The 25,212-nt window shown below is 66.5% G+C and carries 28 protein-coding genes; 17 read left to right on the forward strand and 11 right to left on the reverse strand.

What is annotated here, in order from left to right; genetic code table 11:
• Window positions 1-107: 107 nt before the first annotated feature.
• The 4 genes from Rhe02_RS08895 to Rhe02_RS08910 all read left to right on the forward strand — a co-directional run bounded on the left by Rhe02_RS08895 (window position 108) and on the right by Rhe02_RS08910 (window position 6,370).
• Window positions 108-2,894 carry an AfsR/SARP family transcriptional regulator gene (locus Rhe02_RS08895; protein ID WP_203907627.1) on the forward strand — a complete coding sequence of 929 codons (2,787 nt, stop codon included), beginning with the start codon at window positions 108-110 and terminating at the stop codon, window positions 2,892-2,894.
• Window positions 2,895-3,145: 251 nt separating this feature from the next.
• A complete protein-coding gene (locus Rhe02_RS08900) occupies window positions 3,146-3,592 on the forward strand; it encodes a hypothetical protein (protein ID WP_203907628.1) in 447 nt (148 codons plus the stop codon).
• 121 nt (window positions 3,593-3,713) lie between these two features.
• Complete coding sequence (locus tag Rhe02_RS08905; RefSeq protein ID WP_203907629.1) at window positions 3,714-5,045, forward strand: hypothetical protein; 1,332 nt, start codon at window positions 3,714-3,716, stop codon at window positions 5,043-5,045.
• Between the two features lie 65 nt (window positions 5,046-5,110).
• Window positions 5,111-6,370, forward strand: a complete 1,260-nt coding sequence (locus Rhe02_RS08910) for an MFS transporter (protein ID WP_203907630.1) — start codon at window positions 5,111-5,113, stop codon at window positions 6,368-6,370.
• Window positions 6,371-6,430: 60 nt separating this feature from the next.
• Here the strand turns inward: Rhe02_RS08910 and Rhe02_RS08915 are convergent, their stop codons facing one another.
• From Rhe02_RS08915 to Rhe02_RS08930, 4 genes are read right to left on the reverse strand one after another with little or no spacing between them, the layout of a single operon-like run.
• Window positions 6,431-7,138 (reverse strand): DUF4386 domain-containing protein, encoded by a 708-nt coding sequence (locus Rhe02_RS08915; RefSeq protein WP_203907631.1) that lies wholly within the window; start codon window positions 7,136-7,138, stop codon window positions 6,431-6,433.
• A 55-nt stretch (window positions 7,139-7,193) separates the two neighbouring features.
• Complete coding sequence (locus Rhe02_RS08920) at window positions 7,194-7,418, reverse strand: helix-turn-helix transcriptional regulator (RefSeq protein ID WP_203907632.1); 225 nt, start codon at window positions 7,416-7,418, stop codon at window positions 7,194-7,196.
• A 3-nt stretch (window positions 7,419-7,421) separates the two neighbouring features.
• On the reverse strand, window positions 7,422-7,841 hold the full coding sequence (locus tag Rhe02_RS08925; RefSeq protein WP_203907633.1) for a hypothetical protein: 420 nt from the start codon (window positions 7,839-7,841) through the stop codon (window positions 7,422-7,424).
• Between the two features lie 60 nt (window positions 7,842-7,901).
• Window positions 7,902-8,726, reverse strand: coding sequence for a TetR/AcrR family transcriptional regulator C-terminal domain-containing protein (locus tag Rhe02_RS08930; RefSeq protein ID WP_239123583.1), 825 nt, complete (start codon window positions 8,724-8,726; stop codon window positions 7,902-7,904).
• Between Rhe02_RS08930 and Rhe02_RS08935 the strand changes: the two genes are divergently transcribed.
• Complete coding sequence (locus Rhe02_RS08935) at window positions 8,661-9,782, forward strand: FAD-dependent oxidoreductase (protein WP_203907634.1); 1,122 nt, start codon at window positions 8,661-8,663, stop codon at window positions 9,780-9,782. The genes Rhe02_RS08930 and Rhe02_RS08935 overlap by 66 nt on opposite strands.
• A 135-nt stretch (window positions 9,783-9,917) precedes the next feature.
• Window positions 9,918-11,153 (forward strand): DUF349 domain-containing protein, encoded by a 1,236-nt coding sequence (locus Rhe02_RS08940; protein ID WP_203907635.1) that lies wholly within the window; start codon window positions 9,918-9,920, stop codon window positions 11,151-11,153.
• Here the strand turns inward: Rhe02_RS08940 and Rhe02_RS08945 are convergent.
• The 3 genes from Rhe02_RS08945 to Rhe02_RS08955 form a co-directional block, all read right to left on the reverse strand.
• Entirely contained in the window at window positions 11,136-11,624 is a 489-nt protein-coding gene (locus Rhe02_RS08945; RefSeq protein WP_239123584.1) for an ATP-binding protein, read from the reverse strand. The genes Rhe02_RS08940 and Rhe02_RS08945 overlap by 18 nt on opposite strands.
• Window positions 11,625-11,644: 20 nt before the next feature.
• A complete protein-coding gene (locus tag Rhe02_RS08950) occupies window positions 11,645-12,610 on the reverse strand; it encodes a prenyltransferase/squalene oxidase repeat-containing protein (protein ID WP_239123586.1) in 966 nt (321 codons plus the stop codon).
• Window positions 12,611-12,787: 177 nt separating this feature from the next.
• Window positions 12,788-13,678, reverse strand: a complete 891-nt coding sequence (locus Rhe02_RS08955) for an alpha/beta fold hydrolase (RefSeq protein WP_203907637.1) — start codon at window positions 13,676-13,678, stop codon at window positions 12,788-12,790.
• A 39-nt stretch (window positions 13,679-13,717) separates the two neighbouring features.
• On the opposite strand from Rhe02_RS08955, the gene Rhe02_RS08960 reads away from it, so the two are divergent.
• Window positions 13,718-14,299 carry a TetR/AcrR family transcriptional regulator gene (locus Rhe02_RS08960; protein ID WP_203907638.1) on the forward strand — a complete coding sequence of 194 codons (582 nt, stop codon included), beginning with the start codon at window positions 13,718-13,720 and terminating at the stop codon, window positions 14,297-14,299.
• Window positions 14,300-14,341: 42 nt separating this feature from the next.
• Here the strand turns inward: Rhe02_RS08960 and Rhe02_RS08965 are convergent, their stop codons facing one another.
• Entirely contained in the window at window positions 14,342-15,127 is a 786-nt protein-coding gene (locus Rhe02_RS08965; protein ID WP_203907639.1) for a class I SAM-dependent methyltransferase, read from the reverse strand.
• Window positions 15,128-15,174: 47 nt separating this feature from the next.
• Here Rhe02_RS08965 and Rhe02_RS08970 point away from each other — a divergent pair, with 47 nt between their 5' ends.
• A complete protein-coding gene (locus Rhe02_RS08970) occupies window positions 15,175-15,732 on the forward strand; it encodes a helix-turn-helix domain-containing protein (protein WP_203907640.1) in 558 nt (185 codons plus the stop codon).
• 87 nt (window positions 15,733-15,819) lie between these two features.
• Here Rhe02_RS08970 and Rhe02_RS08975 read toward each other — a convergent pair whose 3' ends face one another.
• Window positions 15,820-16,890 carry an alpha/beta fold hydrolase gene (locus Rhe02_RS08975; protein WP_203907641.1) on the reverse strand — a complete coding sequence of 357 codons (1,071 nt, stop codon included), beginning with the start codon at window positions 16,888-16,890 and terminating at the stop codon, window positions 15,820-15,822.
• 123 nt (window positions 16,891-17,013) lie between these two features.
• Between Rhe02_RS08975 and Rhe02_RS08980 the strand changes: the two genes are divergently transcribed.
• The 4 genes from Rhe02_RS08980 to Rhe02_RS08995 all read left to right on the forward strand — a co-directional run bounded on the left by Rhe02_RS08980 (window position 17,014) and on the right by Rhe02_RS08995 (window position 20,789).
• Entirely contained in the window at window positions 17,014-17,571 is a 558-nt protein-coding gene (locus Rhe02_RS08980; protein WP_203907642.1) for a PadR family transcriptional regulator, read from the forward strand.
• An 18-nt stretch (window positions 17,572-17,589) separates the two neighbouring features.
• Window positions 17,590-18,999: an amidase gene (locus Rhe02_RS08985; protein WP_203907643.1), complete on the forward strand. Its 1,410-nt coding sequence runs from the start codon at window positions 17,590-17,592 to the stop codon at window positions 18,997-18,999.
• 69 nt (window positions 19,000-19,068) lie between these two features.
• Window positions 19,069-19,791 (forward strand): hypothetical protein, encoded by a 723-nt coding sequence (locus Rhe02_RS08990; RefSeq protein ID WP_203907644.1) that lies wholly within the window; start codon window positions 19,069-19,071, stop codon window positions 19,789-19,791.
• A gap of 23 nt (window positions 19,792-19,814) precedes the next feature.
• Window positions 19,815-20,789: a magnesium transporter CorA family protein gene (locus tag Rhe02_RS08995; protein ID WP_203907645.1), complete on the forward strand. Its 975-nt coding sequence runs from the start codon at window positions 19,815-19,817 to the stop codon at window positions 20,787-20,789.
• A 6-nt stretch (window positions 20,790-20,795) separates the two neighbouring features.
• Here Rhe02_RS08995 and Rhe02_RS09000 read toward each other — a convergent pair whose 3' ends face one another.
• Entirely contained in the window at window positions 20,796-21,137 is a 342-nt protein-coding gene (locus Rhe02_RS09000; protein WP_203907646.1) for a spore germination protein GerW family protein, read from the reverse strand.
• A gap of 117 nt (window positions 21,138-21,254) precedes the next feature.
• Window positions 21,255-22,097 carry a phytanoyl-CoA dioxygenase family protein gene (locus tag Rhe02_RS09005; protein WP_203907647.1) on the reverse strand — a complete coding sequence of 281 codons (843 nt, stop codon included), beginning with the start codon at window positions 22,095-22,097 and terminating at the stop codon, window positions 21,255-21,257.
• A 154-nt stretch (window positions 22,098-22,251) separates the two neighbouring features.
• On the opposite strand from Rhe02_RS09005, the gene Rhe02_RS09010 reads away from it, so the two are divergent.
• From Rhe02_RS09010 to Rhe02_RS09030, 5 genes are read left to right on the forward strand one after another with little or no spacing between them, the layout of a single operon-like run.
• On the forward strand, window positions 22,252-23,238 hold the full coding sequence (locus tag Rhe02_RS09010; protein ID WP_203907648.1) for an ornithine cyclodeaminase family protein: 987 nt from the start codon (window positions 22,252-22,254) through the stop codon (window positions 23,236-23,238).
• A gap of 12 nt (window positions 23,239-23,250) precedes the next feature.
• Complete coding sequence (locus tag Rhe02_RS09015; RefSeq protein WP_203907649.1) at window positions 23,251-24,204, forward strand: pyridoxal-phosphate dependent enzyme; 954 nt, start codon at window positions 23,251-23,253, stop codon at window positions 24,202-24,204.
• A 48-nt stretch (window positions 24,205-24,252) separates the two neighbouring features.
• Complete coding sequence (locus tag Rhe02_RS09020; RefSeq protein ID WP_203907650.1) at window positions 24,253-24,486, forward strand: SHOCT domain-containing protein; 234 nt, start codon at window positions 24,253-24,255, stop codon at window positions 24,484-24,486.
• Between the two features lie 33 nt (window positions 24,487-24,519).
• On the forward strand, window positions 24,520-24,804 hold the full coding sequence (locus Rhe02_RS09025) for an ArsR/SmtB family transcription factor (RefSeq protein ID WP_373320613.1): 285 nt from the start codon (window positions 24,520-24,522) through the stop codon (window positions 24,802-24,804).
• Window positions 24,801-25,187 carry a VOC family protein gene (locus tag Rhe02_RS09030; protein WP_203907651.1) on the forward strand — a complete coding sequence of 129 codons (387 nt, stop codon included), beginning with the start codon at window positions 24,801-24,803 and terminating at the stop codon, window positions 25,185-25,187. Before Rhe02_RS09025 ends, Rhe02_RS09030 begins: the two co-directional genes overlap by 4 nt.
• Window positions 25,188-25,212 lie beyond the last annotated feature (25 nt).

Below are 25,212 nucleotides of genomic sequence, written 5' to 3' on the forward strand. Positions count from 1 at the left end.
GTGAGCCGGCGTCCCCTCGCAGCCGAGTATTGCGATGGCTGGGCTACGGCGTGGGGCGCTCTGGCTATTCCTATCTTCCAACAGCGATGTGATCCCGAGGGCTGGGAATGGAGTTTCGGCTGCTAGGCCCGGTTGAGGTGCGCAGCGCGGGGCAGGTGCTCCGGGCGGGGCCGCCTCAGCAGCGCATCGTGTTGGCCGCTTTGGCTTTCCACGCCGGCCAGACGGTGCCGACAGATACGATCTTGGATCGGGTATGGGGTGAAGCCCGGTCAGAGTACCGGCGAACGTTGCATATGTTGATTAGCCGGATTCGCAGAGTGCTGGAGTCTGCCGACGGGGATGGCCAGTCCCCGGCGAGGATTGTGCGGCGCTCCGGAGGCTACGTTCTGGACGTCGACCTGGATTTGGTTGACGTGCATCGTTTCCAGCGGCTGGTACGACTTGCGGCCGCTGCGGACAGCGATTCGGCGATGCGGGCGGACATGCTCGGCCAGGCGCTCGCGCTGTGGCAGGGCGAGCCGCTGGCGGGGCTGCCGGGCCTGTGGGCCGAGCGGACGCGCCGGGCGTGGCACCAGCAGTACCTCGACGCGGTGGTGGCCTGGGCACAGGCCGAATTGGACGCGGGCCGCCCGGCGAAGGCGATCGGCCAGCTGACCGTGCTGGTGGGCGAGTATCCGCTGGCCGAGTCGGTGATCGGCCTGCTGATGCGGGCCCTGTCCAGCGCGGGGCGTCCCGCCGATGCCTTACACGAATACCTTGACGCCCGTCGCCGCTTGGCAGAGGAGCTGGGGACGGATCCGTCCGCACAGCTGCAGGAGATCTACCACGCGATCCTGAGCGGCGGGCCGGCGGCAAGCAGCGCCCGAGGCGTGCGGCCGGCATCGATCACACCGGCGCAACTCCCGCCAAACCTCTCTGTCTTTACCGGGCGCGCTGGTCCACTTGCCGCGCTCGATGGGATGCTGGCCAATGCAGTGCCGGGCACGGTTATCTGCGCGGTTTCCGGCACGGCCGGGGTGGGAAAGACCGCTTTGGCTGTGCATTGGGCACATCGGGTGGCGGATCGGTTTCCCGATGGACAGCTCTATGTGAATCTGCGCGGCTTCGACGCGGACGGTCAGGCGCTGCCGCCGGCTGACGCGCTGCGAGCGTTGCTCGAGGCCTTCGACATGCCGACCCAACATCTTCCGGCGGACCTGAATGTGTTGGCGGCGCTGTATCGCAGCCTGATTGCGGGCAAGCATGTGCTTGTCGTGCTGGACAACGCGCGCGACGCGCAGCAGGTGCGCCCGCTGCTGCCTGGCACACCCACCGCGCTCGTCGTGGTGACCAGCCGCGACCGGCTCACTTCCCTGATCGCCGCCGAGGGCGCCTTCCCGTTGTCGCTTGACCTCATGTCGACGGCCGAGGCGACCGCGATGCTGGCCGAACGGCTCGGCCCCGACCGGATTGCCGCCGAACCGTCTGCGGCCGAGCAGGTCATCACCGCCTGCGCAAGGCTGCCGCTGGCGCTGGCGATCGTCGCCGCCCGCGCCCGGCAGACCGGCTTTCCGTTGGCCGCCTTGGCAGCCGAACTCCGTACCGCCAGCGGTGCGCTGGATGCTCTGGACACCGGCGACCCGGTCACCGATATCCGCGCGGTGCTGTCGTGGTCCTATCGCTGTCTCAGTGATCCGGCGGCGCGGCTGTTCCGGCTGCTCGGTTTGCACGCGGGTTCGTATGTCGCGGTGCCGGCTGCGGCCAGCCTTGCCGGCGTCGGTTGCTCAGCACTGCGGCCACTTCTATCCGAGCTGACCAAGGCGCACCTTGTCACCGAGGAGTCGCCTGGCCGGTACACGCTTCACGATCTGCTTCGGGCCTACGCCGCAGAACTGGCGCACAGCGTCGAACCCGAATCCGAACGGCAGCAAGCCATTCATCGCACGCTCGATCACTATCTGCATACGGCGCACGCCGGTGCCAGACTCCTCAAGCCGCATCGCCCGCCGATCGCCTTGACCGGCCCGCAACCGGGCACGGTCGTGCAGGCTATCGCCGACCACACCGCCGCGCTGGAGTGGCTGACCATGTCCCGCCCCGCGTTGCTGGCTGCTGTGCGCCAAGCAGCCGACACCGGGCACGACCGGCACGCCTGGCAGCTGTCGTGGACTCTGGTGGACTTCCTGCAACGGCAGGGACACTGGCAGGACCAGTCGGCCAGCCAGCAGATCGCGTTGCGGTCGGCTTCGCGGCTGGCTGACCCGTGCGGGCAAGCCCATGCCTTCCACGGTCTGGCCCGCGCCATGCTGCGCCTCGGCGCGTACACGGACGCCGCAGGTTGTCTGCGACAAGCCTTGACCCTCTGCCACACCGCGCAGGACGTGACCGGGCAGGCTGCAGCGCATCGCGGGCTGGCCTTGGTCCTCGGCCTGCAAGGTGACCACAGCGGCGCGCTGCGGCACGCCCTGCAGGCGATGGACCTTTACGAGGCGACCGGGGACCGCGCCGGGCAGGCCGAGGCTCTCAACAGCCGGGGCTGGTGCCATGCCCAGCTCGGCGACTACGACTTGGCGGTAACCTGTTGCTGGCACGCGCTTGGCCTGTTCAAGCAGATCGGGGATCAGCGTGACCAGGCGGAAACCTGGGACACCCTCGGCTTCGCCTATCACCATCTCGCCGAATACGAGCAGGCCGTCACCTGCTATCACCATGCCCTGGCGCTGTTCCGGGTGGCCGGCGACCGCTACCAGGAAGCCGACACCCTCACCCATCTCGGTGACACCCATCGGTCAGCGCAAGTCTTCGACGCCGCCCATGCGGCCTGGCGGCACGCGCATGACATTCTCCTTGAGCTCCACCACCCGGACGCGGCCGAGCTGGGTGCCAGGCTCGCCGCGCTACCGCAGCCGGCCTGAACTGTCGGCCTCGTGAGAAATAGCTCGATTCGCGCTGCCTTGATACCAACTCTGCTGGATGGCGGCTGCCGCTAACAATTCGCTAGGAATCCAATGCACCGGCCACCCCTAGGCTACCGGCAGATAGGAACGGGTAGATCAATTCATCCATGTCTGAGTCACAGGAACGGGAGCTTGACATGAGACTTCTCCGCAACAGGAGAACCCGGAACCGAGCCCGGTTCAAGCGAACACTGGCGATTCTTGCCGCCATGACCACAGCTTGCGCGACCGTTCTGGTCACACCCAGTGCCGCGTGGGCGAGCAGTTCGCAGACCAATACTCGCGACGGCATCGACATCAGTGTCGATGTTTGGGGCGCCGGCCTTCGAATCGATCACATACGGGTCAGGGCCGACCGGGTGCTGGATTCCTCCAACTGGGTCACCGGAAGGGAAGCCGACCCGTTCGAATACAAGTTCCACTATTGGACCGCCCAGACCAACACCTGGTCGCCTCAGAAGACCGCGCCGGCAATCAGCATGTACAACCTGTGCACCGGCTTCCCTTGTAGCACTTCGCCCAGCACCGGGGAGATCTTCTTCAACAGAACGCTGAGTTACAATCAGTACTTCTGCGCGGCATTTCGGGCCTACAACAATGGACAGTGGCGCGACTACGGCGCGAGCTCTCCGGTGTGCATTTGGGTTCATTCCTAACTCTGCCGCATGACGACGGGGAACCAGGCGCGAAAAATCTTGCGCGCCTGGGGAACCGGCCCCACCCCGGCTTCGTAGTGATGGTCAAGCGGGAGTGTGGGGACGAAGCGGGGAGAAACACATGGCGCTGATTGACGAACTTGAACCGATACTCAGGCAGATCACCCCCGAGGCGCACAAGCGATGGGAACATTCCATCAGCGACGTTCCACTGGAGTACAGGCAGCGCCACGCCGCCGAATGGAACAAGATCGCCAACGAGTTCTTCGGGTCGGTCGACGACCTGCTCACCAGATTCCGTGAATTCGCTTTGCTTGACGCGCATGACTTCGCGAAGAACGTCGAGGCTCTGGCTCTGCCCGGCGATCACAAGACCAGGACCGGCCCAGGGCAGCCGATCGTCGGCGGGTCTCCCATGCCCGGAACCGCGTTCTGGAGCATCTTCTCCGCCGACGCCTACTTCATGAACGACGTCAGAGAGATGATCCACGCGGAGCAGTGGAACAGTAAGGCAGCCGAGGCCTTTCGCGACAACTTTCTCAAAAACTTCGGCGAGGCGGCCGATTGGCAGGGTGCCTATCTCAAAGAGCTATCGATCGCGGCCGCCAGCTACCACCTCGCCGTCAACCGCGCGAAGAAGGCCATATTGTTCGTCGCGGAAAGTTGCCTCGCCGCCTTGAAGTTCCACCCGAAGCTTCAAAACGATCTCGACTTCAACGACGACTCGAAGGCAGCGCCGTGGGCGACCGCCTCCGGCGCGACTTCGACAGCGCTGACTGCGGTCGGGCTGTTTCTCAGTGGTGGGGCGGCGTTGGTCGTCGGTGTGGCCTCGCTGCTCAGCGGAATCTATTCGTTCGCCAAGACGTCAGGCACGAAACCCTATCTTCAGGTCGACTACAACGACTATCCACCCAAGATAATTAGTGACACCGAGTACGCGATAAAGGCGCTGCGGGAATGGTTGTTCCTCCAGGACGACGCCTTGGCCGACGGTCTGGGCAAGGATCTGAGCGACGACCAGGCGTTCGCCAGCCCCAAACTGCGCCTTGCCTCGCCGGGCCTCACGCCCGACGCGTACAAGACGCTCGACATCCGCGACGGCGATGGGAAACCTCCCAACCAGGTCGTGGCTTCGATCGTGCTGCTCGCGCGAGCCGGCTACTACAACCTGCCCGGCGCGGCCTACGAGTACGACTCGGCGGTCCGCACCCTCGACGCGTGCACGGTTCCCGGGTCGATGGGCACGTTCTTCCCGAAGTCGCTCCCGAAGTTCAACGAGGCGACCCGGCGGCTGGGTGACTACCTACGCGAGACAGGTGACGCTTTGACCCGCGCGGGCGACGCCATGCTTACCGCGGCACGCTCCTACCAGGGCACCGACGAGGAACGCGCCGACATCATCAGCCAGATCAACCAGATCCCGCCCCACCACTCGAGGGCGCCATTTCACTGACACGGCAGATTCCAGCCGCACCGGCGTCCTTGCCCAGGCTGGCTTCCTCTGGCATCGTTCTGCGGATGTCTGCGTCCGGTGCCATCACGTCGACTCAGCCCGAACCGGTGCGGAGCAACCCGTCTGACGCCCCGGATTGGCGTCGGGACTTTCGCTGGCGGTGGCTTGCGCAGGCGTCCAGCGAGATCGGCGGCGCGGTGGGCTATTCGGCGCTGCCGATCGTCGCGGTGCTGCTGCTGGACGCCTCCGATTTTCAGGTCTCGTTGTTGACGGTGCTGTCCTCAGTGGTCAGTGTGGCTCTCGCGCTGCCTTTGGGGCAGTGGATTGAGTACCACCGCAAACGACCGGTCATGATCGGTGCGGATCTGATTCGTTTTGTTGCGGTGGGATCGATTCCGTTGGCTGCTCATCTCGGCTGGCTGACGTACTGGCATCTGTGCGCGGTCGCGATCGTACAAATGGCGGCGGTTCTGGCGTTCAACTCGGCCAGCATCGCCGACCTCAAGGCGCTCGTGCCGGCCGCACATCGCGCCGAGGCCAACAGCCGCTTCGAAACCACCGTGTGGACAGCCAACACCTTCGGGCCTCCGGTCGGCGGCCTGCTCATCTCGTGGTTGAGCACGACGGCGGCGATGGTGGTCAACGCGTCGAGCTATTTGGCTTCCGCGCTGGCCATCAGCCGGCTGCGATCGCCCGAGCCAACGCCGCCACCACGCGCCGCCGATCGCGCCCGGGCCACAGAATTCTTGGCAGGATGGCGTTATCTGCTTCAGCATCGCGGGTTGGCGGCGCTGTTTTGGAACTCGCTGGTCTTCGGTGGCTGCATCATGGCCGCGTCGCCGCTGATCACCCTGTTCATGTTGCGGGACAGAGGCTTTCCGCCGTGGCAGTACGGCTTGGTTTTCGGCGCCGCCGGGGTGGCCGGGATCGCCGGATCGCTTCTGGTGAAGCCTGCCCTGCGCCGCTTCAGCCAGCGTCAGGTCCTCCTTTTCGCGGGCGTGGGCCGCAACCTTTGGCTCGGCCTGATCCCGTTCGCCTCGGCCACGACCGGCGGTCTGTTGCTAATCACCGCTTCCGAGCTGCTTTTGCTTTTCTTCGTGGGGCTGTTCAACCCGTTGTTCGCCACCTACCGGATGAACGCCACCGACGACCGGCATATGGCCCGGATGACGATGGCCTGGTCGATGGGCACCAAGATCGCACAGCCGGTGTTCATCGCCGGGGCCGGCCTGCTGGCGGCGGCCACCAGCGCGCAGACCGCGCTGATCGTCCTGGCGTTGATCCTGCTGTGCGCCTCGGTTCTGCTTCCCTGGCGCGACTTCTAGCGACCACCAGAGCCGAGCCTGGCCACAATCCAATCACGACAGTTGGGAAAGGACCCGTTTTCAGCTCGCGATCAGCGTCGGCGTGGGAACGGCTGGCGGCGCTTGGTCGTGTGCCTGTTGGCGCACGCCGCGGACGAGAAGATAGCCGACCATCCAGAATTCGCCGATGGACGCGGGATAGGTCAAGGCCTCGGCGACGGTTTGTGCCTCGGGGACGAGGTACAGGAGAAATGCGCTGAGCACATACCCGACACCGCCGCCGACGAGGATCCAGCCCAGCGCGCGGGGCATCCAGCCCGAGCGCAGCACGCACCAGCCCATCGGGATGAGCCACAGGCCGAAGAACAATGCTCCCACGCCCCACAGGTTGCCGCTGACCAGATATAGAACTTGGACGTTGGCCGCGGCGTCGCCGACCGGATCGCCTGCGATGTCGACTGCGGTGGAAAGCATCGCCGCGCTCACCAGGCCCACGATCGCGTTGACGAGGCCGAAGGCGGCGATTCCGATGGAGGCAAAGGAATCTACTGTGCGGAACAGGCGATAGAACCAAGCGGCGGTAAGGGTTTGGGTGACGACCATGCCCAGCTCGAAGGCGACGCCAGCGCGGGCGAGCGACTCGTGCGCCACCAGGTTGGCCAGGGTCGCGTTGGGGTCACCTGCTGCGAAAAGCTGTGGGCGGACAATGAGGTAGCCGAGCAGGCCGGTGATGGCGAGGCCGAGGTAGAACAGGCCGGTCATGCGGGCGGTGCGGGTAAGCGCGGGCATCGTTGGCTCCTTCCCGATCCGGATTAGGCGTTGAGGGGATTTGCATGTGGTGGGTCTACTCTTGGGCGTCGGGGTATCCGAAGACGTCGTCGAGCGGCACCCGGAACACTCGCGCTATCTGGAAGGCCATCTCCAATGACGGCGAATAGCGGCCTTGTTCGATGGCGATGATGGTCTGGCGGGTCACTCCGATGTGGTCGGCCAGCTCCGCCTGGGTCATCTCCCCGTGGGCGAAGCGCAGCGCCCGGATCGAGTTGGTGACCCTGGTTGGTTTGACCATGAGCTACCAGCCTCGCCGGTAAGCGACGATCTTGACCACCGACGAGGCCAACGCGGCTAGAAAGAACGCCAGATAGAGCGTGTGGGCGATCCAGAAGTGCTCGGCCTTCGCCATCGCCAGGACGAGCGGCACGATCGCGGCGATGCTCATGACATAGAACCCGACGTACTCGCCGCGCCGGTTGATTTCGCGGTCGCGCTCGTCGGTTCGGTCCGCGTCTTTGGGTGAGGCGATCGCGGCCACGATGGCCAGGACGATAGCCGCGCCGATCCCGACGCCGATCGAGGTGAGCATCGGCCCCACGTAGGCGATGGTCGCCACGTCCGCCCCCGCCACTTTGGACAGAATGATTACCAGGTAGGTGACCGAGACGACGGCGCCGACCACGGCAGAGATCCAGGTGCGCTTCTCCTCGGAGGACATGTCCGGCTCCCATGTACAGAAAACTTGACATCGCCAAGGTAAAACAATCTCAACATGGTGTCAAGAATCTTTAACACGGCCGGTGATGCCGTCCAACAGGGTGGTCAGGTTGTGGTTGAAGGTTTCCGCGGCGTCGAGGTGGGCCCCATCGATGACGAGCCGGGCGACCGTGGGATAGCGGCCCGTTTCGAGCATGCGCGTCAGGTAGGGTCCGCGACTCGCCTGCCAGGCGGTCACGTCAGCGCCGGTGGAACGAGCGGTGCGTCGTTCGGTGACCTCCGTGCGGAGAGCCCCGATGAGGAAAGCGTTGAGGGCGCCCAAAGCCCGCTGGAGGTCGTCGATATTGCGCACGCCGGGGGCCTGGCTCAGCGCCGCCGCGGTCGATTCACCGACGGCGAGGGCGTGCGGTCCCAAGTGTGGCCGGCCGCCGAGCAGGTCGGAGAACCATTCATGGGCAAGGGCGGCGTCGCGAGTCCGGTGAACGATGGCCAGCAAGGTGGCGCGCCATTCCGAGTGCGGTGCGGCCTCGGCGATCTGGGCATAGACGGCATCGACCATCAGATCGAGCAGTTCGGATATGTTGATCACGTAGTCGTAGAGCCGCATCGGGCCGACCCCGAGCTCACCGGCGATCTTGCGAACCGACAGCCCGTCAAGGCCGTGCGCGTCGGCAATCCGGATCGCCGCAGCGGCGATCTTCGCACGGCTCAACGGCACCGGCGCCGCTCGCGGCTGAGGTTCAGGCCGTTCCCAAACCGGCAACGATTCGCTACCGTGCGATGTATCCATGAAATACAGCGTACGGTAAGGATGATGAAGATGCGAATCGCGATCGCCGGTGGCGGCCTCGGCGGCCTGACCCTGGCACGAATCCTGCACCGGCATGGCATCGCCACCGTGGTGTACGAGCGGGAGGCAACCCGATCCGCACGTGCGCAGGGCGGAACGCTCGACCTGCACCCGGAGTCCGGGCAACAGGCCCTGGCCGATGCGGGTCTGACCGGCCGATTCCGGTCTGAGGCGCGGCCCGAGGGAGAGGAACACCGCATCCTCGACCCGGCCGCACGCACCCTCGTACACCATCGGCCGGATCCCGGCTCATTCTCGGGACGTCCAGAGATCGATCGGCGAGCATTGCGTGATCTCCTGCTCGACTCGCTGCCTCGCGACACCGTCGCTTGGCAGCACCGGATAGTGGCGGCGACGCGAATAGCTGACAGGCGTTTCGGGCTGACGTTTCAGGATGGCCGCAGCGCCGATTGCGACATCCTCGTCGGCGCGGACGGCGCCCGCTCGGCCGTCCGGCCGCTGCTGACCGACGCGAAACTGTCCTATGTGGCCACCTTGGTGGAGCTGAGCATCAGCGACGCCGACCGGCGCCACCCGGATCTCGCCGAGCTGGTCGGGCCCGGGAACCTGTGGTGCATAGGCGTGAACCAGATCCTGGCAGCGCAACGCCTCGGCGACGGCAGCATAAAAGTCGGGATCTCCGTTCGCGCAGAAGATCGTGCCATCGACACATACCGTAGTAAACGCGCCCTGCTGGACATGTTCGACGGATGGGACCCGAGCCTCACCGCACTCATCGAAGCCGGTGACAGCGCGCCGACGCCGCGCCGGATCGAAGCGATGCCCATCGATACATGCTGGGCTCACCAGCCTGGGATCACCCTGATCGGCGACGCCGCACACCTCATGCCGCCGGTCGGCGAGGGCGCCAATCAAGCCATGCTCGACGCCGCCGAGCTTGCCGCCGAACTCGCCGCCAGCCCCGCCGACCCCGACTCGGCGATCCGGAAATACGAAGAGGCGATGTTCGCCAGGATCCACCCGATCGCCGAGATGTCCGCACGGGTCCAGGCGATGATGCTGTCCCCCACCGCGGCTGACGACATCGTCCGTTTCTTCACGGCCCGGCCCGAGCCGGTACCTGCCGAATGAGGACATGCCCCAGAACCTCAGAAATCCGCTGTCCCGGCACAGGAACTGCCTTCTCGGTTGAGCTGCCAAACCGTGCGCGCCGACTACGCTGTTGGCGAGTTTTGCCAGCTCATTCTGGGGAGGTTGCGATGAGGGATGGAAAGTAGGGCGTCGCAGGCCGAACAGGCATGGGCGCACAAGGCCGCGCTCATCGCTGAGGTGAAATCGCTGACGGCCATGTTGTCCACCGACTTTCAGACCGCCTCCGAGCGCATGCTCGCCGTCCAGGAACAGTGGGCGGCGATCGGGCGCAGCGGGTCAGATGCCGTGGAAGATGAGCTGTGGAAGCAGTTCCGGGCTGCCCACCAAGGGTTCTATGCGGCAGGGAACACCCCGAAAGCACAGGGTCGCAGCCAGGCCGAAACCCGGCAGCAGAAACTGCGGATCGTCGATGAGGCCGAGCGGATCTCCCACTCCGTCGAGTGGGTGAGCACCGAGTTGGTCTTCCAGCGGCTTGATGAGGAATGGCGCAAGACCCGGCCATTGGGCAGCGCCGAGGAAGCTCAACTCGTCGAAAGGCTGAAGCAGGCATGGGGCCGGTTCGCCCGCGCTCGCGCCGCCCACTTCGCCGATCAGCGCCGAAAGACCGAAGAAGCCTTACATGCCAAGGAATCTTTGGTACACGAAGCAGCCGCACTGATCAAATCGACCGATCTGAACGAGGTGAAGCAGAAGTTCAGCGAGCTGGAGACCCGATGGAAGTCCGCCACCGCCGTCCCTCCGCTTGACGAGCAACGGCTCTGGACGTCCATGCAGCAGACCCAGGCGCAGGTGATAGCGGCGATCGAGCAGGAGCTGCAGCGGCGTGAGGAGGAGCGGCGGCGGCGCGAGGAAGAGAAGCGCGCGATCTATCAGCACAAGGAAACCCTGATCAAGCAGACGCTGGATTTGCTCCACAGTCCCGACTTCCAGACTGCCGAGGAGGGGCTACAGCAGCTGGTGACCGCGTGGAACTCCTCCGGATACGCCGGACAGGAGCACGAACAGGGGCTTTACGAACGGTTCACCCAAGCCGCGGGACAGGTCTACCAGGCGATCGAGGACGCTGCGGAGGAAAGCCGGCGCGAGGCCGCCAGGCGCCTCGTGGACGAGATGTACGACCTGCGCGATGAGGCCGACGAGCTGGATCACCGGATCTACGAGGCCAAAGTCAGGCTGTCGGACATGATGGCGCGGCAGGAGTCCTCACGCAACGATCCGTGGGAGCTCACCGAGAGCAGAGCAGAGGCGATCGAAGCCGAGAGCAAGCTCATCGATGCGTTGCGGGACCGGCTGGAAGAAACCATGGACGACATCGCCGAGCTTGAGACCCGGCTACGCAACGTCGGCTGACTTGGAATCACCAACCGCGCCATCACGTTTCGCGTATATCAGACGCTGGATGGCATCGGCGAGCTCGGTGACCGGGAGCCGCCCGTCGAGTTCGACAGTCGCCCCTCGTCTCAGGAGCGGCTCGACAGTCTGGACGTATCCCGCAATCTGGTCTCGGTCAGCCGAGGTTTTGCCATAGGGATTGTTCGTCCGCTCTGTCACACGCCGCAGCAACACGCCCAGCGGCGCGCTAAGCAGAACCACGTGGTCGAAGCGGTCGTAGAAGCGAACCTGGTTCTCCACTGTCCCGGAGACGACGACGTCTTGGTGACCGGACAGTAGCCGCTGCATGCGCGGTTCATCCCAGGTGCCGTCCGCGAGCACCCAGCCGTCGTAGTCGGTATCGATCGCGTGGAAGCCCCGGCCGCGAAGCTCATCAAGGACCGTGGACTTGCCAGCGCCCGACATCCCCGTCACCAACACCCTGGACACGACCTAAACCATAACGGCCTTCATCCGTGCGCGGTCAGGTAGGGGAAGCCGAATCCGGCCAGGCCGAGGATCGCCAATGCGGTAGCCCGCGCAGTGGTGAACGGGTCGAAAAAGCCTGCGGTGTTCGGGATCGCGCCGCGCCAGCCCGGGTCGGCGGCGCGCCCGCCCTGGAGTCCGATCAGGAATGACCTTGCCTTGATCGCGGCGCCGATCCGGCCCCCGGCACGCAGCGCCTGTCCGGCAAGCCCTGTGCTGGTGGCGTTGCCCACGCCGGAGTAGTTGCCGAAGCCGCCGTCGGCGTGCTGCACGGACACCAGCCACCGAAGGCTCACGGCCGCGTCGGAGTGCCGGCCCACGGCGATGAGGGCCTGCACCGCCATCGCGGTGGTGTCGACCTCGCTGACGCATGTCGGCTGGCCGAACAGCAACGGGTACCCGCCGTCGGCGCAGCGCGCGGCGACCAGGAACGAGGACGCGGCCGGGGGCGCGCCTGCCGCGGTGCGGTCCAGGGCGAGCAGGGCGAACGACTGCGTGAAGATGTTGCTGAATTCGCCGAACGGCGATCGGTCGGAGAACCGCCCGGAGGGCTGCTGCAGCTCCCGCAGCCGGCCGATCAGGTCGACCCCGCCGAACGAAGCCGGGTCAATGCCGCGGACCTGTGCCGCGAGAGCGAGCTTGGCGGTGGTTCCCGCGTAGGACGTGAAGGTACCGTCACCGGCGTACCCGCTCAGGATCTCGGGACGCGCCAGCCAAGCCATCGCGCGTGCGCCATAGTCGCCGGCCGTCTTGGCGGTGGCGAAGGCGAAGACCGCGTCGACGGTCAGACTCTGATTGGGAAAGACGACTCCGCCGAATTCGTCCTCGAACCGTTGCCCGTCGGTCATCTGCCGGGCAAGCCAGCTGGCGGCCAAGTCGGCTCTGTCGGGCGTGAATGAGGTGGCCCGGGCCGGTGCCGCGCCGCAAACGGTGACGGACGCGATCAACACGCTGCCGAGGAGGGGCACAACGCGGCGCCGGGCTGAAATACGACTCACGGGGGCCGTGCCTTTCCGGCCCAGCAGCGGATGGCCGGGCGCGTCTGGATGACGTTGTCGCCCAAACGCTAGGCCGGGGAGATGGCGGGGACATCGGTAGAAATACGCAAATCCGCTACTGACAATCCTTCAGGCCTTTGCGGTGGACATCCGCTCGACCAGGTCCGGCCAGACGTGCTTGGACAAGTCGTGGCCCATCTTGGGGTACCCGATGATGGTCGAGCCGGGAATGGCCCGCGCCAACGCTTTCGACCCGCTGGATCGCACGATCGGATCGTCCTGGCCGTACACGATCAGCGTGGGCGCCTTGATCTGGCTCAGGTCGAGCTCGCCCCGGTTGCCCCGCCCGGCGGCGAGCTGACGCCGCTCGGCTTTGGGGTCGAAGGGCCGCCGGTCGTAGCCGCGCCGGGCGACGTCGCGGGCCCAGGCCTCGTCGAAGGTTCCGTGCGGTGAGGCGAGCATCCGGATGATGTCGACGATCCGCTGCTCCTGGCCGGCCCGGTCGGCGCTGTGCCGGACCCGTCCCATCCGCAGGATGGTGCCGAACCTGATGTGCCGCAACGCGGTCAGCGTGCTCGCCGCGGGCATGCTCATGACCGCGGTGAGGCTGCGCACCCGCTCGGGGCGGCGCACCGCGATCATCTGGCCGATGGCGCTGCCCATCGAAGCGCCGGCGACGTGTGCCGACTCCCACCCGAGCGTGTCCATCACGGCGAGCGCATCGTCGACGAACGCGTCCGAGCTGTACGGCGGCTTGCCACCGCCAAGCAGGGCCTGCCACCACTTCTGGTCGTCGGGAGTGTCGAAGTAGGTGGACAGGCCAGAATCGCGATTGTCGAACCGGGCCACGTGAAATCCGGCCTCGGCCAGCGCCTGGCAAAAGCCGTCGGGCCACAGCAGCATCTGGTGCCCGAGCCCCATGATCAGCAGCAATGGTTCGCCGCCTGGCTCACCGAACGTCTCGTAAGCGATTTCCACGTCGCCGTTGCGGGCCATCTTGACCGTCGTGTCCGCTGCCATGCGCACCTCCTTTTTCCGATACGAACGTATCATATACGCATGCCGAAAATCGTAGACCAGGAAGCCCGGCGACGGCTCATCGCGGAAACCGCGATCCAGATCATCGGCACCCGGGGCATCGAAGCCGCCTCGGTGCGCACGGTCGCCGCCGAGGCCGGGGTCTCAGCCGGTGCGGTGCAACGATGTTTCGCCACCAAGGACGAGCTGCTGCGGTTCGTGCTGCATCAGGTCAACGCCCGCTTCACCGCGCGGGTCCAGGCCCGAATGGCTCAGGCGTCCGACCCCACCGATGAGGCATTAGGCCTGCGGGTGATCATCGACGAGATGCTGCCCCTCGATGACGAGCGGCGCCTCACCTGCGCCGCCACCCTCGCTCTGCTCGCCTACAGCGCGACGCAACCCGCCGCCACCGAGATCATGCGCTCGGCTTACCAAGCGGCGCATGGGTTTTTCATGCGAGCCTTCGACCGTGACGCGGCCATCGCGCTCTACGCCGTGATCAGTGGCCTGCAAGGCCCGCTGCTGGTCGGCGCGATCACCCCGGCGCAGGCCTACACGATCGTGGAGATGTCAATCGCGCACAAGGCGACCACGCGGTGGGCGCGGTCAGCACCAGGCTAGCCAACTGTTCGCTCGGCAAGGCGACCCGCGCGATGAGCCCTGTCAGCGGCGAGCCAGCCAGACCGTCCGCTCGGTGCGAACGCTGAGGTCGTCGCGACCGGCGAGCCCACCGGCGATCTCCTCCAGCGCGACAAGGTCGGCCGAGGGCAGCCTGCCTTCCAGACCGTGGCGCATCCGGCCCAGGGAGAGCGCGGCATATCGCTTGGCGGACAAGGGAAGTGGCGGCCGCAGCTCGATGTCGAAATGCCGCTGGGTTACCGAGGTGAATCCGGCCTGGCTCATCCGGTCGCCCCAGTTCTCGTGCATGTGCAATCCGGCCTCGTGGCGGCGTTTCGCCATTTCGGCGTGAAGGCGCAATTCCATTTCTTCATCGGGGGTACCGGTGAGAAAGCGCGGAAACGAGTCAAGTTCGGCGATCACGAGCGCCCCGCCCGGCCGCAACGCGGCGAAGGCCGAGTCAAGCGCCTTGGCGGGATCGGCCATGTGGTGCATCGAAGCGGACGCCCAGATCATGTCGGTGGGCCCGAAGTCGGGCCAGGGCTGGTCGAGGTCGGCCTCGACGGTGTGGATGCGGTCGCCCAGACCGGCCGACTCGGCGCGGCTGCTCAGATGGGCGAGCATCTGCGGGGAAAGGTCGACCGCGGTGACCGTCGCGCCCGGAAGTTCCCGGGCCAGCGCAAGGGAGCCGGTGCCGCTGCCGGCCCCGAGGTCGACCACGTGGGGCCGGCCGGCGGCCTCACGGCCGACCCAGCTGATCAGGTCGCGGAAATAGTCCTGCAGGACCTCGGCGTCGAGATCGAGCAGCTCAATCATGTGATCATGTGCCATGCCACAACGGTAGCCGAGCATTGCCGCTGCGGCATATGCTCTTGCGTATGAAGCAAGACCAGGTTTTGGAGGCTCGGGTTCGGCAGCGGATCCGCGGTCTGCGCGTGGCCCGTGGCTGGTCACTCGACGAGCTGGCCGGCCGTTGCCTGATCAGCCCCTCAACGCTCAGCCGGATCGAGACCGGCCACCGGCGCATCGCCCTGGACCAGATGACCGCGATCGCCCGCGCGCTGGGCACGACGCTCGACCAGCTGGTCGAGTCCGACAGCCATGACGATGTGGTGATCCGCCCGCACCGCAACGAGGAGCACGGCATCACCACGTGGCTGCTGTCGCGCGACAGCAACAAGACCGTCTCCAAGATGCGGGTCACCCGCAAGGTGCCCGAAGACCTGCGGGTGCATCCGGGACGCGACTGGTTCAGCGTGCTGTCCGGCACGATCGAGCTGCGCCTGGGCGAGCGCACGATCCTGGTCGCCACCAACGAGGCGGCCGAGTTCTCCACCATGATCCCGCACGCCTTCGGCGCCTACGGCGGCCCGGCCGACATCCTGTGCATCCTCGACCACGAGGGAGAACGCAGCCACCTCGGCCCGGCACACTGAGCGATGGCGGTGCGGCGCCCCATGCATCCTCGACCACTAGAAAGAACGCAGCCGCCTGAGGCCTGGCGCCGAAGGGCGTTGCGGCGCTTAGCTTGTGGCGGGTGGTGTGGCCGTGAGCGGGCGGACCCGGGTGAGCAGTTCCGACAGGAACAGGTCGGGGTGGCTGAGCATGGCCAGGTGGCCGGTGTTGGGCAGGCGCACGAATTGTTTGACCGGGGCGTCGATGGTGGCGACGTATTGCTCGGCCAGAGCGGGCAGGACGTGAATGTCGGTGTCGCCGTGCAGCAGGAAGATCGGCACCTCGAATCGGGTGCCTAGCGTTTGCGGGGTGCAGGAAATGGTCCCGGCGAACAGGCCCGGTGGCAGGGCCAGCACTCCGAAGACTCTGCGGTAGACGTCGGCGAGGGTGTAGCCGGGCCAGCACAGCACCGCGGGGATACCGGTCTGCTGCCAGGCGCGCATCCCGCTGTCGGTGGCGAAACTCCAGCGCTGCTTGGTGATCCAGCTGCGCACGTCGCGGTAGGGCGGCGCGGCGCGTTCGAGGGCGGCGGCGGCTTTGCGGTTGCCCACTGCGCGGGCCCGGTCCAGGGCCAGCTGATGGGTCAGCTGTTCGTTGCGGGCCATGTCGGTGATCTGGGCGATGCCGACGTAGGCGTGCAGCAGGTCGGGGCGGCGCGCGGCGATGGTGAGGCCGACGATGCTGCCCTGCGAGTGCCCGGCGAGGATGACTTTGTCGTGGTGCAGGTGGCGGCACACCCATTCGATGACCTCGATGCCGTCGTCGGCGAGCAGGCTGAACGTCCAGGTGTCGTTGCCGGCCTTGCCATTGCGGCCGCGGGTGCGCCCGACGTCGCGGCGATCCCATAGCACGACGGTGAAGTATTTTTCCCAGATGCGCAGGGTTGGCGTGAACGGCTCCATCGGCAGGCCCGCGCCGGCGAGGATCAGCAGGATCGGGTTGGCCCGGTCGGCGCCGCGGATCTGGATCCACTGGTCGATGCCGCCGGCTCGCAGATAACGACCTTCGGCGATGCCTGCGGGGGTGTCGATGGCGAGCGTGCGTGCGACGCGGTGCTGGCGCAGCCTTCGGTAGGCCAAGGCGGCGGCAGCGGCGAGCGCGATAACGCCTGCTGCGCCACCGAGGACGACACCAATCATGATCTTCTCCTCTTCCATGGATTAGGCCGAGCCTTGCCTCGTACTCAAAAAATGACATGTCTGATTCAACATGTCAAGGAGTACATGTAGACTGTCCGAGCCGGACCGACCGGAAGGCCATCGATGTCATTGCGCTATGCCCTGCTGGGTCTGCTCGCCGACGAGCCGGCCAGCGGGTACGACCTGACCAGGAAGTTCGAACGTGCGCTGCAGCGCTATGCCTGGCACGCCCAGCACAGCCAGATCTACCCGGAGCTGGGCAAGCTGGCCGCCGATGGCCTGGTCGAGGTGATCGCCGAGGGTGCCCGGGGACGGCGCACCTACGCCATCACCGAGCAGGGCCGCACCGAGCTGCGCAGCTGGATGCTCAACCCGCCGGACGTGTTCGTGGTGCGCCACGAGTTCGTGCTGCGCCTGTTCCTGTTGTCCACATTGGACCCCGAAGACGCGCGGGCCGTGCTGCGCCCGGTGGCGCAGGAGAGCGCCCGGGAGCTGGCCACACTGCGCGAGTCGCTGGACAGGGCCGAAGCCACGGCCCCGCCGGGCACCGAACTCGCGCTGGGCCGCCTGGTCGCCGAATACGGCCTGCGTTCCTTCCAGACGATGCACGACTGGGCGCTGTGGGCACTCGACCGCATCGATCAGGTTGAGGCGGCCAAGGCTGCGCGTCCGGCTGGCTGAGCGCATATTCTGCATGGCGTGCCCTGGTTTAGCGCCGTCGACCTATCGGAGCAGATCCGTCGCCGGGAGGTGTCCTGCGTCGAGGTGATGCGTGCGTATCTGGAACGCATCGAGGCGCTCAATCCACGTGTCAATGCCATCGTGGCGCTGCGCGAGCCGGAGGTGTTGCTGCGCGAGGCGTCGGCGCGCGACGAGCAGCTGGCGCGTGGGCAGTACCTGGGCTGGCTGCACGGATTGCCGTTTGCGGTGAAGGATTTGGCCGCGGCCGAAGGTCTGTTGTGGACGGAAGGCTCGCCGATCTATGCGCGGCGGGTCGCCGAGGCCGACGACGTTTTCGTGCGGCGGCTCAAGGACGCGGGCGCCATAGTCGTGGGTAAGACCAACGTTCCCGAGTTCGGCCTCGGTTCGCAGACCTACAACCGCGTGTACGGGGCGACCGCCACGCCCTACGACACCACCCGCACGGCGGGCGGCAGCAGCGGTGGAGCCGCCGCCGCGCTGGCCCTGCGGTTGGTGCCGGTCGCCGACGGCAGCGACTATCTCGGCTCGCTGCGCAACCCGGCCGCGTTCTGCCATGTGCTCGGATTCCGGCCGTCCTACGGCCGCGTGCCCACGCCTGGGTTCGTGGCACACCCGTCGGTGGTGGGGCCGATGGGGCGCACCGTGGACGACGTGGCGGCGCTGCTGGGCGTGCTGGCCGGGCCGCACGACAGCGCCCCGCTCAGTTTCGCCGCGGGTGCGTTCAGGCCGCGCGATGGCAAGCGCCGGGATTGGCGTGGGGTGCGCATCGCCTGGGTCGGTGACTTCGGCGGGTACCTGGCATGTGAAGCGGGCCTGCTGGAGGTGTGCCGAAAAGCGTTGCGGGTCTTCGAGGATCTGGGCGCTCAGGTGCATGAGGCCGTCCCCGGCTATCCTCCCGAACGGATCTGGGACACCGTGCTGACCTGGCGCTGGTGGACCTCACTGAAATGGCATGACCTTTACTCCGACCCGGCAACGCGGGCAGAGCTGAAACCAGAGATCATCTGGGAGACCGAGCACGGGCTGCGGCTGACCGCATTGGACGTGGCGCGGGCGGAGTTGCAGCGCATCGAATGGTACGAGGCGGTGCTGCGCTTCCTGGACAGCTATGACTTCGTCGTCGCGCCCAGCGCGCAGGTCTTCCCGTTCCCGATCACGACGACGTGGCCCCGCGAGATCGACGGCCGCCCGATGGACAGCTATCACCGGTGGATGGAAACGGTGGCGCCCTGGTCGATGACCGGCCTTCCGGTGCTGGGCATGCCGGCCGGGTTCGACGCACGCGGGCTGCCGGCCGGGATCCAGCTCATCGGCCGGCCCGGGGCCGACGCTGAGGTGCTGCACCTGGCCAAGGCCTATGAGCAAAGCACGAACTGGGTCAGAGATCACCCACCGCCGGAGTCATAGCCGCAAGTCGTTATCGGACAGCCGTCAATCCGGACGCATTCCGTCCGCAGACCCCTCTACCCTCCTCCCATGACCCAAGCCGAACCGGCGGTGCGCCGGCAAACGGGCAAGAGGAAGGCCGCTGTTGCCGTGCGCACAGTCGTGCAACGCGGCCCGAAAGACAAGAAGTCGGTGGCGTTCAGCCTCGACTGGCCGGGGTGGAGCCGCGGCGCGCGCAGCGCCGAGCTTGCCGTGGAAACGCTGGAGTCCTATCGGCAGCGCTACCAGCCGATAGCTGCTCTGGCCGGAATGGCGCGCGAGTTCGGCGCCGCCGGGCCGCTGGACATCGTCGAGGAGGCGGTCGGGACCGGTTCGACCGACTTCTGGGGCATCTCCTTCTCGCCTGCCGCCACCGAGCAGGATCCGATGGGCCAGGCCGAGCTGGAGCGCGGGATCACCCTGTTGCGGGCGTGCTGGGCGTTCTTCGACGACATCGCGGCGCGGGTCTCGCCGATAATGCGCAAAGGCCCACGCGGCGGAGGACGCGACCGCGACACCATCATCGGCCACACCATCCGCGTCGAGAGCCAGGGCTTCGCCAGGCAGGTCGGCTTGCTCATCCCGGAAGGGCCGGCGCTGAGCTCGGATGAGCTGCCAAGCTATCGCGAGGACTATGTCGCGGCGATGCGCGCCTACAACGCCGGGGAGTTCAAGCGCATGAAATCGTGGACGCTGCCGTTCCTCATCCGGCATACGGCCTTCCACACCCTCGACCACGCCTGGGAGATGCAGGACAAGGACCTGTCCGCCTGAACCACCGGGTTTAGGGTGATGTCATGCCACCACGTACGCGCCTGTACCGCCACGGAACATTGCAGGCCGAGGACTTTCCCGTGGCGGACATCTCCGAGCATCTGGCCGACGACGCGGCCGTGGTGTGGCTGGATCTGTGCGCGCCGTCCCGCGAGGATCTCTCGGTTATCAGCGAAGAGCTTGGGCTGCATGACCTGGCGATCGAAGACGCGGTGCTTGAGCACGAGCGGCCGAAGCTGGACCGGTACGGCTCGCACCTGTTTCTGAGCGCCTACAGCGTGAAGCTCGATGAAGCCTCGGGCGCCTTGTCCAAACAGGAGGTCGCCGCCTTCGTCACCGGAAACGCTCTGGTCACCGTGCGCAAAAGCGAAGACTTCGACATCGGCCAGGTGGTGGCCAATTGGGACGAGTCGCCGGAGCTGGCCAAGTACGGCGTCGGGTTCATGCTCTACGGGCTGCTCGATTACGTCGTCGATTCACATTTCGATGCGGTGCAGTCTTTGGATGGGCAGATCGAAGCATTGGAGGACCAGCTTTTCGATGAGGCGTCCAAGGACAAGGCGTTGCAAAGGCGCACCTTCCAGCTGCGAAAGTCTCTGGTCGTGCTGCGCCGGGTTGTCCTGCCGATGCGTGATGTGGTCACCAGCTTGCTGCGCCGGGACCTGCACATGGTCGATCCGCAGCTGCAGCCGTATTTCCAGGACGTCTACGACCATGTCCTTCGCGCCACCGAGTGGACCGAGTCGCTTCGCGACCTGGTGAGCACCATCTTCGAAACCCATCTCACGCTCAGGTCCAACCACGTCAACATCATCATGAAGCAGGTGACAAGCTGGGCGGCGATCATCGCCGTGCCGACCGCGATCACCGGCTTCTACGGCCAGAACCTGCCCTACCCCGGTTTTGGGCAGTCCCAAGGTTTCTGGACCTCGACGATCGTCATCCTGACCCTGTCGGGCTTGCTGTTCGTGCTCTTCCGGCGCAAGGACTGGATCTGAAAACCCTTACTCGTCTTCGTGCCGGGCGCGAGCCTTGAGCACAGCCCTGATGACCAAGAGGGCGACCACCGCCACGATCTGCCCACCGATGATTACTTTGTTGATGTCGATGGCGGGCCGCCAGCCGACCTTTCCGTCCTTGATGACGAAGACCCCCAGCGGCTTGGCGGACACGCCGACCCCGCCGCCTTCTCCCCCGCTCTCGCCCTTCCCGTCGACACCGCCGCCGCCTCCCCCGCCGCCACTGACTTTGGCGACTGGCACCACGGTTATGCCGTCCTGGCTGATGGGTGAGCCGAATACCTTTTGTGCCGCCGTGCTATCGACGACCTCTTTCACTGTCTCCATAACACTTGTCGCGTGGTTTGTCCGTTGCTGCATGGTCGGACTTCCCTTCCCACACCGGCGTTCTGGTTCCTCAACGAGAATACCAGTCAGGCGTTGGTAAGGATCAATATCCGGGCGTCAGTTGCCGTCGTCGCCCGACCATGGCCGCAGCCAACGGGGATCGGGCTCGACGTCGATGGGAACGAACCGGATGTCGGCCGACATGCGCATCGAGCTGGTCGTGGTGTCGAAGGTGGCATGCACCAGGTGCGGCGAGTGGATGGCCACATCGCCGGCGGCGAAGTCGGCGCACAGCCAGCGCCCGCCCAGCTCTTGCTGGGTCCAGCCGAGGTCGTGGCTGATGGGCCGCGGGTCGTCGGGGCGATCGGTGCGCCTGTTCTTGAGCAGCTGCAGCTGCGCCTTCGGGAGGCGATGAGAGCCTTCCAGATAGGCGATGCCGCCGGTTGGCACCGGGCAGTCACCGATCGGGATCCACATGGTCAGGACCTGATCCGAGCCGCGATCCAGGTAGTCGAAGTCGGTGTGGGCGCGCGAGGCGCGCGGGCCCTGGTGAAAATGCCGCACGATCTGGCGCGGCAGCCGCATCGTCTCGGCCCCATCGAAAAGCGTCTGCGCCACGGCGAGCAGTCTTTGGTCCTGCACGAAGTCGGCGAACACCTTCGAGCGCACGAAAGCGTGCGCGGGATGACCGGGATGGCCGTGCGGCGGCAGCCCGGCTGGCGCCTCGCCGGACCAGATTCCTTGCTGTGGCGTGGTTTCCTTCGCCAGGTACGACGGATCGAACATGCCGAAGTAGGCGCCGCGCAGCCCGATCACGGTGTCGCGGTCCAACACCTGACGCAGCAACACATAGCCGTCCCGGCGAAAGTTCTCCCGCAGCGCCTGCGGATCATCGAGACGGGACGTGCGCATGGCAGAGGGCGCGGTGCTCAGGGCGACACCATTGGACGTGACTCGCATCGATTCAGGCCTTCCTCGCAACAACTGTGCACCCGATCTTCGCCTGGTCGGCCGCGCCCGGTGCAGAGCAATCGTCCCTGTCCGTCTAGGGACCAAAGGCCCTACCGCCGTCCCCGGCCTAGGGCAACGCGGGGCATGCGAGCTAGCATCCGTTATGCAGCTATTGGTGCTTGGGCACGACGAAGTCACGCAGTTGTTGCCGATGACGGAGTGCATCGAGGTCATGCGCGACGCGCTGCGAAGCCTGGCCGCCGGTGACGCCCGCCAGCCGTTGCGGTCCACGATGATGGTGCCCGGCCTTCCCGGATTCCTCGGCCTCATGCCCGGCTATGTGGGCGGGCCGCAACCGTGCCTGGGCATCAAGTTCCTCGGCATCTTTCCCGGCAACCCGGCCGTGGGCAAAGACCCCCATCAGGGTGTCGTGATGGTGCTCGACGCGGCGACCGGCGAGCCGAAGGCGGTGCTCGATGCCTCCGCGATCACCGCGATCCGTACCGCGGCCGTGTCGGCGGTGGCCACCGATCTCCTGGCCCGCGAAGAAGCCGCCACGCTGGCCGTCATCGGGACAGGCGGGCAAGCCGTGGCGCACGTGCGGGCCATCGCGCAAGTCAGAGCCTTGACCGAGGTCCGGCTGGTGGGCCGCGACAGCGTTCGCGGGCAGAACGCGCAGGCAGGTCTGGCCGCACAGCTGAGAGTGCCGGTGCGGTTCGGCACGGACTGCCAAGCCGCGCTCGACGGCGCCGACATCGTGGTCACGGCGACCAACTCGCCCGTACCGGTGCTGCGCCACGACTGGCTCAGCCCCGGCGCACACGTCAACGCGGTCGGCGCGTGCCTGCCCAGCCTGCGTGAGCTCGACACCGCGACGGTGGTTGCCGCACGGCTGTTCACCGACCGGCGTGAGTCGGCGCTCAACGAATCCGGTGACTTTCTGATCGCCGCCGCGGAATCAGGCATCGACGCCGATCACATCGTCGCCGAGCTGGGCGAGGTGCTGGCGGGAACGGCAGCCGGGCGCACCTCGGCCGGGCAGCTGACCGTCTTCGAGTCGCTGGGGCTGACCGTGGAGGACCTGGCGGCGGCGGCGCAAGTCTGCGCGCAGGCGGAGCGGCTGGGGGTCGGCACGCGGGTCGCGTTCTGACAGGATGTCGGTGTGCTTCCCACGATCGAGCAGATCATGGCCGCCCGCGGCGCTATCGCCGGGATCGCCATGCGCACTCCTCTGGTACCCCTCAACGCGCCGGTCGATGGCCCGCAGATCTTCTTGAAGCTGGAGAACCTGCAACCCACCGGATCGTTCAAGCTGCGCGGGGCCGCGGCGTTGCTGGCCGACGCGAAACCCGAGGAGCTGGCCGAGGGGATAGTCACCGCCTCGGCGGGAAACATGGGCAAGAACGCGGCCTGGTTCGCCCGCCGCCTGGGCGTGCCGTGCACCGTCCTGGTGCCGCCGACCGCGCCGGAGGCGAAGATTTCGGCCATCCAGCACCTCGGCGCGCACGTCATGAAGGTAAGCGCCGACGACTGGTGGCAGGCGTTCGAAACCCGGCGCGCCGAAGGCGTCGACGGCGTGTTCATTCACGCCTTCGACGACCCGGCGGTGATGGCGGGCAACGGCACCATCGGCCTGGAGATCGCCGAGGAGCTTGCGGACGTGTCGGCTGTCCTGGTGCCGTGGGGCGGCGGCGGTTTGAGCTGTGGCATCGCCACCGCGCTGCGGTCGGTGTCGCCCGCTACCAAGGTTTTCGCCGCCGAGGTCGCCACCGCGGCGCCTTTGCACGCCGCGCTGGCCGCGGGCCTACCGGTCACCGTCGACTTTGAACCGTCGTTTGTGGACGGAATAGGAAGCAAGACCGTGCTGGCGCCGATGTATGAGCGCGCGGTCGAGCTGGGCATCGACGCGCTCGTCGCACCCGTGGCCGAGGTGGCGGCGGCGTTGCGCACCCTGCTGGAACACAACCGGGTCCTGGCCGAGGGAGCGGGCGCCACTGGCGTGGCGTGTGCCCTAGCCGCGGCACGCGACGGCCGCTTCGGCGCCGGCGACACCGTGGTCTGCGTCGTCTCCGGCGGCATGATCGGGCTAGACACCCTAGCCGGCCTGCTGGCCTGACCACGCCCGGCCGGTGGATGTTGTCCACCGGCCCTATGCTGACCGGCTATGGAAATGCTCATCCCGGTCGTGTTGATACTGGCAATTCTCGCGTTCGCGCTGGGCACGGCGCGCGACAAAAGTCTCGCCAGGAAGATCGGCGGCGAGGTCAACGCGCAGACGCCGCCGGAGGATCCGGTGGTACTGATGGAAAAGCTGCACCAGCTGCACAAGGCGGGGGCGCTCACCGACGCCGAGTACGAGGCCCAGAAGGCGAGGATCCTCAACGAGCCCCGGGGTTGATAGGCAAGTGGCTACTTGCCTATAGTGGGTGGCGTGGGTGATGTCTTCAAGGCGCTGGCCGACCCGACCAGACGCACGATCCTGGACGAGCTGGCCGAGCGCGATGACCAGACGCTGTTCGAGATCTGCGGCCGGCTGGCCATGAAGCACCAGCTCACCTCCTCGCGGCAGGCGATCTCGCAGCATTTGGAAGTGCTGGAGGCCGCCGGCCTGGTGCGCACGCGCCGCGAGGGCCGCTACAAATTCCACACCCTCGACGCCAGCCCGCTCGAGCAGATCGCCGAGCGATGGATCCGCAAGCCGCAGGAGAAGCCATGAGAATCAACCTCGCCAGTGTCTACGTCGACAACCAGGACAAGGCGCTGGCCTTCTATACCGACGTGCTCGGCTTCGTGAAGAAGACGGAGGTGCCGGTGGGCGAACACCGATGGCTGACCGTCGTCTCGCCCGACGCGCCCGACGGCGTCGAGCTGCTGCTGGAACCCGATGAGCACCCGGCTTCCAAGGTCTACAAGGCGGCCCTGGTCGGCGACGGCATCCCGTTCACCTCGTTCGCCGTCGACGACGTGCAGGCCGAGTACGAGCGCCTCACCAAGCTGGGCGTGACGTTCACCCAGCCGCCGCTGGACATGGGCCCGGTCACCACGGCCGTGCTCGACGACACCTGCGGCAACCTGATCCAGATCGCCCACCAGAAGTAAGCCTTCTGCATTTCGGGGTGTGCTC

The sequence above is a fragment of the Rhizocola hellebori genome (assembly GCF_016862955.1).
Taxonomy (GTDB): Bacteria; Actinomycetota; Actinomycetes; order Mycobacteriales; family Micromonosporaceae; genus Rhizocola; species Rhizocola hellebori.

What these genes read in the sequence shown, in the direction of transcription:
- Rhe02_RS08895 (WP_203907627.1), top strand. Translation starts at nt 108, where the DNA reads ATGGAGTTTCGGCTGCTAGGCCCGGTTGAGGTGCGCAGCGCGGGGCAG.
- Rhe02_RS08900 (WP_203907628.1), top strand. Translation starts at nt 3,146, where the DNA reads ATGACCACAGCTTGCGCGACCGTTCTGGTCACACCCAGTGCCGCGTGG.
- Rhe02_RS08905 (WP_203907629.1), top strand. Translation starts at nt 3,714, where the DNA reads ATGGCGCTGATTGACGAACTTGAACCGATACTCAGGCAGATCACCCCC.
- Rhe02_RS08910 (WP_203907630.1), top strand. Translation starts at nt 5,111, where the DNA reads ATGTCTGCGTCCGGTGCCATCACGTCGACTCAGCCCGAACCGGTGCGG.
- Rhe02_RS08915 (WP_203907631.1), bottom strand. Translation starts at nt 7,138, where the DNA reads ATGCCCGCGCTTACCCGCACCGCCCGCATGACCGGCCTGTTCTACCTC.
- Rhe02_RS08920 (WP_203907632.1), bottom strand. Translation starts at nt 7,418, where the DNA reads ATGGTCAAACCAACCAGGGTCACCAACTCGATCCGGGCGCTGCGCTTC.
- Rhe02_RS08925 (WP_203907633.1), bottom strand. Translation starts at nt 7,841, where the DNA reads ATGTCCTCCGAGGAGAAGCGCACCTGGATCTCTGCCGTGGTCGGCGCC.
- Rhe02_RS08935 (WP_203907634.1), top strand. Translation starts at nt 8,661, where the DNA reads ATGCGAATCGCGATCGCCGGTGGCGGCCTCGGCGGCCTGACCCTGGCA.
- Rhe02_RS08930 (WP_239123583.1), bottom strand. Translation starts at nt 8,726, where the DNA reads ATGCCGGTGCAGGATTCGTGCCAGGGTCAGGCCGCCGAGGCCGCCACC.
- Rhe02_RS08940 (WP_203907635.1), top strand. Translation starts at nt 9,918, where the DNA reads ATGGAAAGTAGGGCGTCGCAGGCCGAACAGGCATGGGCGCACAAGGCC.
- Rhe02_RS08955 (WP_203907637.1), bottom strand. Translation starts at nt 13,678, where the DNA reads ATGGCAGCGGACACGACGGTCAAGATGGCCCGCAACGGCGACGTGGAA.
- Rhe02_RS08960 (WP_203907638.1), top strand. Translation starts at nt 13,718, where the DNA reads ATGCCGAAAATCGTAGACCAGGAAGCCCGGCGACGGCTCATCGCGGAA.
- Rhe02_RS08965 (WP_203907639.1), bottom strand. Translation starts at nt 15,127, where the DNA reads ATGGCACATGATCACATGATTGAGCTGCTCGATCTCGACGCCGAGGTC.
- Rhe02_RS08970 (WP_203907640.1), top strand. Translation starts at nt 15,175, where the DNA reads ATGAAGCAAGACCAGGTTTTGGAGGCTCGGGTTCGGCAGCGGATCCGC.
- Rhe02_RS08975 (WP_203907641.1), bottom strand. Translation starts at nt 16,890, where the DNA reads ATGATTGGTGTCGTCCTCGGTGGCGCAGCAGGCGTTATCGCGCTCGCC.
- Rhe02_RS08980 (WP_203907642.1), top strand. Translation starts at nt 17,014, where the DNA reads ATGTCATTGCGCTATGCCCTGCTGGGTCTGCTCGCCGACGAGCCGGCC.
- Rhe02_RS08990 (WP_203907644.1), top strand. Translation starts at nt 19,069, where the DNA reads ATGACCCAAGCCGAACCGGCGGTGCGCCGGCAAACGGGCAAGAGGAAG.
- Rhe02_RS08995 (WP_203907645.1), top strand. Translation starts at nt 19,815, where the DNA reads ATGCCACCACGTACGCGCCTGTACCGCCACGGAACATTGCAGGCCGAG.
- Rhe02_RS09000 (WP_203907646.1), bottom strand. Translation starts at nt 21,137, where the DNA reads ATGGAGACAGTGAAAGAGGTCGTCGATAGCACGGCGGCACAAAAGGTA.
- Rhe02_RS09005 (WP_203907647.1), bottom strand. Translation starts at nt 22,097, where the DNA reads ATGCGAGTCACGTCCAATGGTGTCGCCCTGAGCACCGCGCCCTCTGCC.
- Rhe02_RS09010 (WP_203907648.1), top strand. Translation starts at nt 22,252, where the DNA reads ATGCAGCTATTGGTGCTTGGGCACGACGAAGTCACGCAGTTGTTGCCG.
- Rhe02_RS09020 (WP_203907650.1), top strand. Translation starts at nt 24,253, where the DNA reads ATGGAAATGCTCATCCCGGTCGTGTTGATACTGGCAATTCTCGCGTTC.
- Rhe02_RS09030 (WP_203907651.1), top strand. Translation starts at nt 24,801, where the DNA reads ATGAGAATCAACCTCGCCAGTGTCTACGTCGACAACCAGGACAAGGCG.